Annotated in this window: 11 protein-coding genes and 3 pseudogenes; 7 read left to right on the top strand and 7 right to left on the bottom strand. The window is 46.8% G+C overall.

The genetic code is table 11. The features are described 5' to 3' along the window. Positions 1-63 precede the first annotated feature (63 nt). Complete coding sequence (locus tag DSM107010_RS34415; protein ID WP_127025124.1) at positions 64-369, bottom strand: hypothetical protein; 306 nt, start codon at positions 367-369, stop codon at positions 64-66. Positions 370-437: 68 nt separating this feature from the next. Beyond that, entirely contained in the window at positions 438-1,649 is a 1,212-nt protein-coding gene (locus DSM107010_RS34420; RefSeq protein ID WP_106167238.1) for a TnsA endonuclease N-terminal domain-containing protein, read from the bottom strand. A gap of 222 nt (positions 1,650-1,871) precedes the next feature. Here DSM107010_RS34420 and DSM107010_RS34425 point away from each other — a divergent pair, with 222 nt between their 5' ends. Both DSM107010_RS34425 and DSM107010_RS34430 read left to right on the top strand, forming a co-directional pair. Beyond that, positions 1,872-2,906: a tyrosine-type recombinase/integrase gene (locus DSM107010_RS34425; RefSeq protein WP_106167240.1), complete on the top strand. Its 1,035-nt coding sequence runs from the start codon at positions 1,872-1,874 to the stop codon at positions 2,904-2,906. A gap of 296 nt (positions 2,907-3,202) precedes the next feature. Continuing rightward, positions 3,203-3,424, top strand: coding sequence for a hypothetical protein (locus DSM107010_RS34430; RefSeq protein ID WP_106167237.1), 222 nt, complete (start codon positions 3,203-3,205; stop codon positions 3,422-3,424). A 403-nt stretch (positions 3,425-3,827) separates the two neighbouring features. On the opposite strand, the gene DSM107010_RS41750 is transcribed toward DSM107010_RS34430, so the two are convergent. Continuing rightward, positions 3,828-6,665 carry a GAF domain-containing protein gene (locus tag DSM107010_RS41750; RefSeq protein WP_106167236.1) on the bottom strand — a complete coding sequence of 946 codons (2,838 nt, stop codon included), beginning with the start codon at positions 6,663-6,665 and terminating at the stop codon, positions 3,828-3,830. A gap of 86 nt (positions 6,666-6,751) precedes the next feature. Continuing rightward, on the bottom strand, positions 6,752-7,498 hold the full coding sequence (locus DSM107010_RS34440) for a tetratricopeptide repeat protein (protein ID WP_106167235.1): 747 nt from the start codon (positions 7,496-7,498) through the stop codon (positions 6,752-6,754). A 42-nt stretch (positions 7,499-7,540) separates the two neighbouring features. Here DSM107010_RS34440 and DSM107010_RS42610 point away from each other — a divergent pair, with 42 nt between their 5' ends. Beyond that, positions 7,541-7,669, top strand: a complete 129-nt coding sequence (locus DSM107010_RS42610; RefSeq protein ID WP_258183864.1) for a hypothetical protein — start codon at positions 7,541-7,543, stop codon at positions 7,667-7,669. Between the two features lie 56 nt (positions 7,670-7,725). On the opposite strand, the gene DSM107010_RS43380 is transcribed toward DSM107010_RS42610, so the two are convergent. From DSM107010_RS43380 to DSM107010_RS34450, 3 genes and pseudogenes are all read right to left on the bottom strand, one after another. Beyond that, the gene (locus DSM107010_RS43380; protein ID WP_373425466.1) at positions 7,726-7,989 is read right to left on the bottom strand and encodes a transposase; all 264 of its coding nucleotides are present in this window, start codon (positions 7,987-7,989) and stop codon (positions 7,726-7,728) included. Continuing rightward, positions 7,880-8,248: a hypothetical protein gene (locus tag DSM107010_RS41755; protein WP_241994456.1), complete on the bottom strand. Its 369-nt coding sequence runs from the start codon at positions 8,246-8,248 to the stop codon at positions 7,880-7,882. Before DSM107010_RS41755 ends, DSM107010_RS43380 begins: the two co-directional genes overlap by 110 nt. Positions 8,249-8,443: 195 nt before the next feature. Beyond that, a pseudogene (locus DSM107010_RS34450) lies at positions 8,444-9,281 on the bottom strand (IS1 family transposase). 285 nt (positions 9,282-9,566) lie between these two features. Here DSM107010_RS34450 and DSM107010_RS34455 point away from each other — a divergent pair. From DSM107010_RS34455 to DSM107010_RS34470, 4 genes and pseudogenes are all read left to right on the top strand, one after another. Continuing rightward, positions 9,567-10,142 carry a TMEM175 family protein gene (locus tag DSM107010_RS34455; protein ID WP_106167233.1) on the top strand — a complete coding sequence of 192 codons (576 nt, stop codon included), beginning with the start codon at positions 9,567-9,569 and terminating at the stop codon, positions 10,140-10,142. Between the two features lie 90 nt (positions 10,143-10,232). Beyond that, positions 10,233-10,945, top strand: a pseudogene (locus DSM107010_RS34460) (IS6 family transposase). 258 nt (positions 10,946-11,203) lie between these two features. Then, a pseudogene (locus DSM107010_RS34465) lies at positions 11,204-11,302 on the top strand (IS6 family transposase); the annotation flags it as partial. 256 nt (positions 11,303-11,558) lie between these two features. Further along, positions 11,559-12,057 (top strand): Crp/Fnr family transcriptional regulator (locus DSM107010_RS34470; RefSeq protein ID WP_148125946.1); only part of this gene is annotated, 499 nt, incomplete at its 3' end.

Genomic DNA, 12,057 nt, shown 5'->3' on the forward strand with positions numbered 1-12,057 from the left:
TCTAAATCTCAGCATTGACCAAAAAGTGGTCACTTCAACAGGATTGACCGCTTTTTTCTTGATTTAGTCTAAACTCCAGAGCTGAGTATGGTCGATGTGGACAATTTCAAAGGGACGACTACCGTGTCGAGGGGTAGTTAGCTCTAATTCCCAATAAAATGGCTCCTTTTGAATTGCGGCTCGACGACCTTCACGCCTTTTAGTTTGGGCATATCCAGCTCGCCTCTCGATAGCTTGGGAAAATGTAGTTCGGCTGGGAGGCGTTAACTTCGGCTGATGATTTTCACAAGCACAGACAAATGCCTCATAGACTCGCAGCTTCCTTCTTTGCTTGGGATTTTCATAATGCTCCTCAATAAATTGGAGCATAAACGTGTAGGTTTGCTCGTCCACCCTTGGAGTATAATTACCCTTGCTACTGTGACTGGGTAGAAGTCCTACGTAACCATTACCGTATAGTGTCTCTGCCTTTTGGTAGCGAGCGCGCCAGCGACGAATTGTACTGGAGGATTGTGGAGGGGGAGATTTTCTCCTAGATAGGGCTGTAGGGCTTCATAGCGACGGTTAGCTTCTACAACGTCTTCTGGTTTTGCATGTCGCAGAATCTCTTCAGCTTTTGCATTGCTATTTGGCATCTCTACCGTACTGGCAGTGGTAACTGCTCCCTTATGAATTAGTGACTCAAGTACTGCATTTGGTAGCTCAACAAATTTTCCATCTGACCGCAACAATCCAGTAGATGTAGCACCCGTATTGACAACTTCCCAACACTCGCTATCCCAAATCAAGGAAATTCCTACAGCTACCTGAACCGTATGAATTCTACTGCTTAACGAGGCAGTTGCGGCTGAGTTAATTCGCTTGTAGGCTTGGGCAACATTTTGGTTAAGGAAAATTTTGACCTGCTGGGGTTCAGATAGTCTCGCGTTTCTCAAATCTACATACAGTTGTCCAGTTGCTATCAGCGAGTAGAGAGAATCTGGGCTGATGCTTTCTTCTCGCCCAAGTAATTCTTCCAAGGTTAACCCTGGATAATTCTCCACTAAGGCAAAAATCTCTTGAGTAGTTGCTGCATCTATAGTTAACGATTCCGAACAAAAGTAGTCCTCTAACCAGATAATGTTCTGCTGAAAATTCCAGTTAATCTCTGCATCTGAGTGTATGCGGAAGTAAAAACCAAACTGCTGGGCGTATTTTTCCCCTGGCGGACAATGCCATTTTCCATCATTATTTTTCTGATAACGATGTGGACTAGTCTGCGTCAGCTTAATCAGCTCCGGTTCGGTTTTGCATTCTTCCCAGCCAGCAGAGTCTGTCCAAATCACGAAAAAGTCTGGCGTGTATTGATGTCGATTTCTCCGTCCACTTCTTGCTTGGTAAAGCAGCTCGATAGGTGGTGGTTGGTCGTAATACTCTAGCACTTTTGGATCGTTCTCTAGTTCATAGATGCGTGCTAGCTCGTTGCGATGAGACTCAAATTGAATCGTTACCCCCATTTTCCTACTGGGGTAGCTGCCACAAACATTCCTCCTTCCACCTTGTACTCGGCGAGACGGAGCAGACGAACGAATCTGCGCGATTGCTACACGCGCTGCTTGACTCAAATTGAGACTCTGACACCAATTGTCGAACTCCTGGTTGTCAAGCATGTTCTTAGTTTGGGAATCAGCCCAATGAGTCAATGATTCAAGCTGACTCTTGGGTTCATCTAACCACAAATACAACTAATCAATAGTAATTTGATTCAAATGTTTGCTCATCTTATGCTTTCATTACAATCATTTTGTTCACCTTATGCTTTCAAAAGCTGTAACAGAGCTACAATCGTTCTACATAAGAAAAAGCCTTTGGGCTTCCTAGTTGCTCAACTTATGCTTTCAAAGTTGCTCACCTTATGGTTACAGTCACAGTCCTCCTCTGACCCGATTCTGCCTATCGTTATCGTTTCCCTTGACGGCAAACGACAGCAGGAGCGATCGCGCCCAGAGCAGAAAGACACTCTTGCCGACTTACGCCATTGGCAGATTGAAGAATTCTTGCGGCAGACGGGGAAGGCGGAGAATACGCAGCGCTCTTATCGACAGCAACTGAAAAAATTTGCCTGCTGGTGCAACAAGTCATGGCTGGACGTAACAGCTAGCGATCTTGGCAAGTACCGCACCCAACTAAAGCAACAGGGGCTAAAGCCTACCTCTATCAACCACGCGCTCGACACTTTGCGCTCGTTTTACCAGTGGCTGCGGCGCAGTAACGGTTATCCAGTCAACCAACCTCTCCCTACTGATGCGATCGGCAAAGAGCGGGTTGAAGAGCCACAAGCTCTGGACATTGACAAGGATGACATGGCTGAAATTTGGCACTTCCTCGATGATCGCCAGAGATCGACCAGCATTCGCGATCAGGCGATCGTGGCGATTCTCTCTCACGGGTTAAGGGCTTCTGAATTATCAGCCTTAGATGTCAAGCACTGGAATGGCAAGAGATTGATCGTGCATCGTTCCAAGGGGCAAAACGTCAGCGAAGTCCCCTTGAGCCGAGAGGCAAGACAGCACTTAGAAGCTTATTTGGAGTGGCGGCGCTCTGTTGGGGGGATATTTACTCCCACGAGCGATCGCCCCATGTTTCTGTGCCAAGATCCCAAGCATAGCGGAGAGCGATTGGGATACAACGGACTCTACAAAATGGTGAAGAAAGTGGCGGCGAGCGCGACGATAGAGGAGTTAAAACCGCACCATTTTCGGCACTCTTTTGGTAATACCATCACGCGAGCGGGTGTCGATCCTTTGTATGGAAAGGAGTTAATGGGGATTAAGACGGATAAGGTCTACAGACGCTATACGCAGGGATCGTTAAAACTTGCTGCTGCTCAGGCTTACTTAAAGGCAATCGGTGAGGATGAAGATTGAGGGGGCGACAAGGTAGTTAAAGTGCTTGCTGTATAGAAAGTGTCAGAACTGAGATCTCACTATTTCTTATTGAGAATTCGGCTTCACGTCTTTTGCTAAAGACCTAAATTCTTCGTTAGGTTTCTTGAGATTATTCTCAATAATATTGAGAATAAAGACTTGAGCTCTCAGTTCTGACACTTTCATCGCTACTCCTGCTAGACTGAGTATAAATGCTTAAAAAATGACTCTACTACGCCACAGTAGAAAAGCTGGCGTAACTAGAGGGACATTCGTTAGTTACACAGGAGATCTACATGAGCAATGCTGTTAATCACAAGCGCGTGATGCTTGCCAATCTAAAAATTGGGCAGTGCATTTCCTTTCCGGTCAAAGAGCAACGTCAACCGTTTTGGGTGACAGCAGAAATTATCGACATCCAGATCAAGGGGAACTGCGGTCAGATCTGGACAAGGTTCGGTTCTCTTCCCAAGGAGCCATTGACATCTAAATATAAAGTGATTGACGAGTGTAGTTAGGACAGTAATTTTTAATAATGAGAGTTGGCAACGCTGAATCAAGAAACGGGAGACTAATTTTGCTGTTTAGTGCAATTTCTGCCTGTGAAGCAATAGTGGTCGGAAGCGTCATCAAAAAGTTGCTGCGGTCGTTTTCCTTCTAGAGCGAGTGCTTATTGCAAATACGGTGAATTGAGATGGTTGAACAACAGTAGTTCATTGTCAATAAGCCGACTTTCTGAAGACACATCTTCCAATAGCAACTTTTTGATGACGCTTCCTATCGTACATCTTTCTTCTGTCACCTTAGCAGGAGTAAAATAGATAGTCAAACCTTCTATTTTCCTGCTAGAGTGACAGAAGAAAGATTACACTACTCTCGCTTGAAACTCCCAACAGTTATACAAGCAAAGCATTCCTAAGACTACTGGTGTGGAGAAAACTGACTTGATTTAGCACCCAGTACCGAGGATAAAGTTTGCAGTAATTCCGGTGCTGTGTAGGGCTTGGACAAAAATGCTTTCACACCAACACCGGCGGCTTCAGCCACCTTATCATTTGATGCTAGTCCGCTCGTAGCAATTATTTTGAGCGAGTGGTTCATTTTTTGCAATATACGGATAGTTGTTTGACCATCCATATCTGGCATCATCATATCCGTCAACAATACACTAATGTCATTTTTATGCTGGGCGTATAGCGCGATCGCCTCAATTCCATTATTAGCTGTAAGTACCTTGTAGTTGTAGTTTTCCAGCGATATTTTCGTAATTTCACAAATGGCGAGTTCATCATCTACAACCAGAATTAATTCTCCGTGTCCTTTTGGTAGTTCCCGAGCTTCTGCTTGCTGCTGTTGAGTGCCTTCCACCGCTGGCAAGTATACCTTGAATTGGGTGCCAGCTCCCACCGAGCTTTCCACGGTAACAAAACCGCCATGGCTCTTGATGATGCCAATCGCGGTTGAAAGACCCAGCCCCGTGCCTTTGCCCACCTCTTTAGTCGTAAAAAATGGCTCAAAGATTCTTTCCAAGATTTCAGGCACAATACCTATTCCCCTGTCCGAGACAGTAATAACACTGTAGGGACCAACAGAGGCTTCCAGATTCATCCGAGCGTAGTTTTCATCAATGAATAGGTTTTCAGCATGAATACTCAACGTTCCACCGTCTGGCATCGCATCGCGGGCGTTAACTACTAAATTCATCAGCACTTGATGTAGCTGAGTCGCATCTGCACACACAGTCCAAAGGTTTGGCGATATATTCGTGTAAATTTCGATTGATTTGGGAAATGTTTGTTTGGCAATCTGCCTAATTTCCATTAACAGGTGCCGCAGTTGAAGAATCGTGCGCTTACCTTCCAGCCCTCGCGCAAACGACAGCACTTGCTTGACCAAAGCCGCCCCGCGTTTAGCACTAGCTTTCTGTTCCGCCAGCAACTGCTGAGTAAGCGAATCGGGGATTTTCTCCTGCAACAGTTCAGCGACCATCAAAATTGGTCCTAGTACGTTATTTAAGTCGTGAGCAATGCCACTAGCAAGAGTACCAATGCTCTCCAGTCGTTGAGCACGCAAGAATTGCGCTTCGAGTTGTTTTTTCTCAGTAACATCGGTATTGACGACGAGAATTGATTTTGGTTGCCCCTGTTCGTCGCGCACTAGCGTCCAGCGGCTATTAACGACAATTTCTCTACCAGATTTGGTGACTTGATACAACTCACCTTGCCACGAACCGCGATCGAACGTCAATTCTTGGACTTGTTGGAGTGGCAGCGAAGTTTCTTGGTAGAGAAAATCAGCACTCTGTCCCAGGGCTTCCTGTGCCTTCCAACCATACAAACGCTCCGCCCCCTGATTCCAGAATAGGATTTGCCCCTTTAGATTTTGCACGGTAATTGCATTGCTGGCAACATCCAGCAAGGCAGCTTGTTCGCGGATTTTCTCTTCCGAGCGCTGGCGCTCGACCAATTCGGTTTGAACCTGCTCAAACAGCGTGGATTGCTGGATGGCGATCGCTACCTGGGTTGCCAAGTGCTTGAGCAAATCGATCTCCATCTGCTGCCACTGCCGCGGTGACGAACAGTGGTTAGCTACTAACAATCCCCACAGTTTCTCCCCTTGCACAATTGGTACCACCAAGTTGGCTCTAACTTGAAACTGAGCCAGTAAATCGGCATGACATTTGGATAACCTTGATGCGTAGATATCCTCTGTAGCATGGGTTCGTCCCTGTTTGTAAAGCTCCCGACCAGAAGTTTCTCCGAAAAAAGAGTCTTTGCATTTCATTCCCAGGATAGAAGCCCATCTAGAACCTACAGATTCTACTGCTACAAAGCCACTCCAGTCCGGTTCGAAGCGGTAAATAAACACCCGCTCGCTCTGAAGAAACTGCCGGACTTCAGACACAGTAGTGCTTAAAATTTCCTCTAGATTCAATGACTGACGGATGCGTTGAGCCATCTGTGCCACCAGCTGCTCTCGCTCGGCTTGCTGTCGCCAGGCTTCTTCCTGACGCTGGCGCTCGGCAAGCTCAGCCAACTGTTGCGCTCGACTCTGCTGTTCGCGCTTGACTTTCTGTCTGTAGTTGCGGAAGAAGTCAGCCAAAGCAGGCTCGTCTTCGAGTAAGGCACCGAGATGCTCTTGGACTCGCCGATCTGCTTCTAAGGCAACTTCTGGGTAGGCTTCCATCCACACATGGCATGATTTGGTATAAGCGATAAACGCAACTAAATGCTGGTAGTTTACAGAACCTAGAAGCTGGCGTAGCTCTTGACGACAATGCTCGGAAGAGTCTTGTAAGGCAATAAATATCGAACAGTAAAATAGGCTGTCTTCAAGTTTCGTGTTTGATTCTAGCAGAGCTGCGAGCGGCGCGGGCTGCGCTGCCAGCAAATTGAGGTGCTCGTCGATGTCAGTTTCTACTGGGGGAGGTGTTTCCAGCAACTCTAACACTTCCCGCGCACTCATCCCTAGAGGACGCAGGGTACAACTATGGCAAATCATGCAGTAAGGAACGGCGCAGAAGCGTGAGAGGTAGGCGGAAAGCTTTTCTTTGAACCGAGCTGATAATGGATTATTCACATACGCACTCAGCGTCTGTTGCCATAAGTTTTCCAAAACCTGGGGATTCTGTTGGGCTGGTCCGAAGAAGGGTGGGACAAAACCAAATTTTGACTCGATTTCTGCCAGAATTTGCTCGCTGGTTCGCCCTGAAGCGATCGCAGGTGCAAGTTGTAGTTTTTCATCTAAAATCTGTTCCATCAGTATCTGTTCTACTAGAGTGCGGGAGCAAAGCGAAGTATTGGAAGTGGGTCGTTGTTATCTATATTGCTATTCCAACAGCAATTCTATTTGGACAAAAACTTTACTCGAACGAAACAGGCGATCGCTTGGGAGTCGTACCCTAATTTCTCCAAGGCAATACCTTTGCCGTACCAAGTTTGCTTGTAGTCTGGATCGATCTCTATAGCTCGATCGAAGCTCTTGACTGCCTTCTCATAACAGCCCCACTCACTCAATGTTCTTCCTCGATCGTGCCAAGCTAGGGAAAAATCTGGTTTGAACTCAATAGCCTGGTCGAAGCTGTTTAGTGCTTGCTCGTATCGCTGCAACTGCCTTAGTGCAATCCCTCGGTTATACCAAGCCCAATAGCTATCTGGTTGTATTTCCAACGTCCAGTCAAAGCTCTTGACTGCCTGTTCGTAGTTACCCCAGTCAATTAAGGTAATGCCTCGGTTGTGCCAAAAAGTCGAGATCTTCGGATTGCACTCAATCGCGCGGTCAAAGCTGTTAACCGCAGCGGCGTATTTACCGGACTTACCTAGCGCAATCCCTCGGTTGTGCCACACCCAGCAGGCATTTGGTTGAATAGCCAAGGCTTGGTCAAAATTAGTAATTGCCTGCGCGTGACGACCCAAATTTCCTAGCGCCAAGCCCTGCTGGGACCAGGCTTCAGCATAATCGGGTTGGTACTTCAGCGCTGTGTCAAAAAGGGCGATCGCTGCTTCATATTTTTCTGCTTGATTCTGACGCAATCCCTGCTGGAAAAATAACTCTGCTTCCAGTTTTAGATTTATAGTTCTAAATTCCTGCATCCGACTTAAGTTATATCTTATGTTTATATTCTAGAAAATTTCATGAACAGACTGCTAAGTGTAAAGTTTCCGATTGAAAGCAATGCGCTCGCTTGTTTGAGCGCTACGAGCGCTAATGGCGACGTAGGAGGCATTCCTGAAGAAATTAGACAAGCAATTGCTCCCGATTAGGCTCATGCCACAAAATGGTATTGATGCTCCTATAGATGTCAAGTCTTTTTTGTGTCCTAAGCAGTACTGACGTCAGGCACTTCGGAAGTTGAAGGCGGTTTGCGAATCAAGTGATAAATCTCTCTTGCCACATAACGCTTGAGACAGCGAATGATCTCTCGTTTCGATAGTCCTTGTGCCGTTCGTCGTGCTACATAAGTTTTGGTCGGTTCATGCCACCGCATTCGCACCATGACGACGCGAAACAAAGCAGCATTGCAGTAGCGGTTGCCGCCTCGGTTTAAGCGGTGGCGCTGCGTTTTGCCCGACGAGGCTGGAATCGGACAGACCCCACTCATCGAGCGCAAAGGCAGCTTCGGAATGGACGCGCTCCGCATTCTCGCCAAAGGTAATCAGCATCTGGGCAGCGGTATCGGTGCCAATGCCAAACGTCTCACCCAATGTGGGAGCTGCGGCTTGGGTGAGGGTGGCGAGGTGCTGGGTATGTGCTTCAATTTCTTCATGCAACTGCGACCACCGATTTGTCATTGCAGCCAGGGCGATCGCGCATCGTCGCCATCGGTGTATCCAGGGTCTCAACTGTGAGTTGTTGACAAGCTTCGATCAACTGGGGCGTAGATCAGGGTTCTAACTCTGCCCGTAAGGCTGCATTTGCGGTGACGATCGTGGCTTTGAGTGCGACCATCACTTGCGTCTGGGCTTTGACGGCGGTATCTCTTGCCGCTTTGAGAATCCGATCATTTCCACGGCTCCTTCATCCGATTTGATCGTGCCCTACGAAAGTGTGGGATAGGTAGCGATGTCATTCCAAGTCCAAGCACGGTCGGTTAACTCTGCTCGCTGTGCCGCTGTACTCCCTAGATAAGAGTGCTGCCAAATCCAATTAAAATAACTGATAACAAGCCTTACAGTTACCTCAGTCTGGCTCCACACTTGACTAAATTTGTTCTGTCGTCGATGCCAACGACCTGTTTGAGGAGCGCAGAATGCCGTTGGTTCGTTCTACACGTTGTGTCAAAGCTTTGTTAATATAATGCTCGCTCTCCAGATCGCGAAGCACTCGCTCATATCCACCAAGCGCCATCAGTGTGCCATTCAGTACAATCGGTTTTCCCTTGAGTATTTATCACTAACTCTACTGCCAACTGGTCGGTGTGCTTGCCAATGCGCCCAGATAAAATCAAGTAGCGAATTGTTGTGCCAAACTTACCGCTATCCAGCAATCTCCTGCCTCTACCTCCTCTGCTAAACCGTGTTTTTGTTTTTTTCTACAAATGACCACAGCTCATCCGCAGCAATAGCATCCGTATCGACATCTTGTACTTCGGCATTGTGTACGATTTGCGCTTTTTGAGCCGAGGAGTGAACAATGCTGACCACTGTGTCGTAGGCTAAGCCACTAATCCGGCTAACGCCTCGCAAACTGCTACATAAAAGCATGGGATTGCAGCACAATCCGTATATCATCTTCACTCACTTGATGACGATAATAGAGCGTATTGAAAGTTTCAGTAAAAGTTTGCCGACATTTTGGGCAGAAGTAGCGTTGAGTGCCTTTGCTTGTCTTACCATGCTTATGCGGTTTTTCATGACCACACAGGGGACATCTCATTGTACTGCTCAAGATGAACTACACCTGATTCAGTCTAGCAGTCCCACACTTGTGTAGGGCATGACCCAACATTCCCAGCCCAAAAGACATAATCTCCCTAGTCACACAACCAGGGAGATTATGAAGTTAAGAATAGACGAATGGAAGAGGATTACTGGAGTTAATGTCACTAAATAAGGAAATAGCTCAGTATTAAGCAAAAATATTGTCTTTTAACTTTTGAACTAAATTAAGTTGACAATACCGTTATACAACGTGGTAAGCAGACAAGGAGCATACCCAAAAATGGTTAAAGGCAGGTTAGAAGCATTCAGTGATGGGGTAATTGCTATTATTATCACCATTATGGTACTGGAGTTGAAAACACCTCATGAGTCAGATCTAGCTGCGCTACGTCCGCTGATTCCAACCTTTCTAAGCTATGTGTTGAGTTTCGTGTATGTTGGTATCTACTGGAACAATCACCATCACCTGTTTCAGGCAGTCCGACAAGTGAATGGTTCAACTTTGTGGGCGAACCTACATTTGTTGTTCTGGTTATCATTATTTCCCTTTGCCACCGCATGGATGGGTGAAAATCACTTTGCTGCGTTGCCTGTGGCGCTTTATGGTGTAGTTCTATTATTGGCTGCGATCGCCTACTTCACTCTAACCCGCACACTTATTTTTCACCACGGTCAAGATTCCACACTTGCGAACGCTCTTGGTCGGGATTTTAAAGGCAAGTTATCGGTATTGATTTATGCAGTTGCAATTCCACTTGCTTTTGCCATCCCTTGGCTTGCATGTGCATTGTATGTTCTGGTTGCAGTCATGTGGCTCATTCCCGATCGCCGGATTGAAAAGACGTTGAACGCATAAATTTCCATGTTCGATGCAACAAAAACGGTTGTGTCGCAAAAAGTAGAGATGGTAGGGTAGAAAAGCTTTGTCGTTGATGCTCCGCTTCCCATGTCCACCCCAACTCTGTTCAAATGGTGTCATTTCCAGGCAGACATCATCCTGCTAAATGTGAGATGGTACTGCCGCTATGCTCTTTCCTACCGAGACTTGGAGGAGATGATGGCGGAACGGGGGGTTGAGGTAGATCATGCCACAATTAATCGATGGGTATTGAAATATGGTTCAGAACTGGACAAACGAATTCGCGCTCATCTAGGACAAACCAACGACTCGTGGCGAGTCGATGAAACGTATATCAAGATCAAGGGAGTGTGGAAGTAAATGCAATCGGGCAGTGGACTCGCAGGGTCATACCCTAGACTTTCTGCTGTGTGCGAAACATGATGCAGCGGCAGCAGAGCGGTTTTTACGTAGAACCCTCAACGCGCTTCACACTCAGGCTCCAAGAGTGATTAACGTGGATAAGAATGCTGCCTACCCGCCTGCGGTCGATCAGCTCAAAGCTGATGAACAACTGAGTGAAACTACAGAACTAAGACAGGTGAAGTATTTAAACAACCGAGTGGAGCAAGACCATAGATTTATCAAACGACTGACAAAACCAGGAATGGGATTTGGTTCTTTCAACAGTGCAAGGGCGACGTTGCGAGGAATGGAGGCAATGAATATGATTCGTAAAGGACAATTTTCTTGGTCTTGAAAAAGGTGATGTGCGAGCCCAGATAGAATTCGTGGATCAAATTTTTGGAATTGCACAATAAGCAACAGAATTTGAGCAGGATTCTCTGTCCTCAAATCGTTTTTGCGACACAACCGCTACGGTAGTGACCACGAATGACTGCTTGTTGCCATTCTCAATTTATCTCTCCCCACCGAGCAATCACATCAAATTATTCTTCCAGCATTTCAATGCTGAATTTTTCCCCTACCTCCTTGACAACTCATCATGACTGCAAAAACTGGAGGTGGTCTAGTAAGAGTAGTATTTGTACTTACTGTCTGAAGCCCGCGCTCTCTTTATGAACCCGAAGCAACCGTTTAAATGGCGTCACTTCCAATCCGATATCATCCTGTTGTGTGTTCGGTGGTACTTGCGCTACCCGCTCAGCTACCGCAACCCTCAAAGTTGCCTCATTTTCTGTTTTTGGATACCTGTATCCGGCTTCTTCTCTACTTTTCAGTTTTGATCTCACTCCTTGAGGCTTTGTTCCTGCATTGCAACCCCGCGATTGCTAAACTAAGAGTGAATGCTATTTTGATAATCGTCGCATTAGCGAAGCAGCTCTCTGCGCGCATTGGAAGAAAATATGTCAGGTCCATCCATGCTTGAGCACGAGGAAGAGATAATCAAGGTTGTTGAGAGGAACCCTGGCAATGGAAACTGCCAACGTTGATAGAACCACTGATGTCGTCGATCCAAGCGATCCCTATGTTCGTACTGCTCAAACATTTCCTGTGCTGACAGAAGAGCAGATTGGGCGCGCTCGATTGCTCGGTCAGGAGGAATCGTTGCCCAAGGGAACTATCCTATTTGAACGAGGAGAGCGCAGCGTCGATTTCTTTATTGTGTTGCAGGGCAATATCGAGATTTATGAGCATCGCCATGATGGGCTAAATGTCTTTACCGTCCACCGAGAGCAGCAATTCACCGGAGAGCTAGACCTATTCAACAGTCGTCAAATTCTCGTTGGCGGACGCATGGGCGAAGATGGCAGCGTCTTGCGCTTTGACCGCCAGCAGTTTCGTAAACTCATGGCGGCTGAACCGGACATTGGCGAAACGGTGATGCGAGCCTTTAGGCGGTTTCTATCAAACAGAATACCAGTTGAGCTAAGATGCAATTATGCGCTCAACCTTGTAGGAGCAAAGCCTT

The organism is Chroococcidiopsis cubana SAG 39.79, assembly GCF_003991895.1.
In the GTDB taxonomy this organism is placed as follows: Bacteria; Cyanobacteriota; Cyanobacteriia; order Cyanobacteriales; family Chroococcidiopsidaceae; genus Chroococcidiopsis; species Chroococcidiopsis thermalis.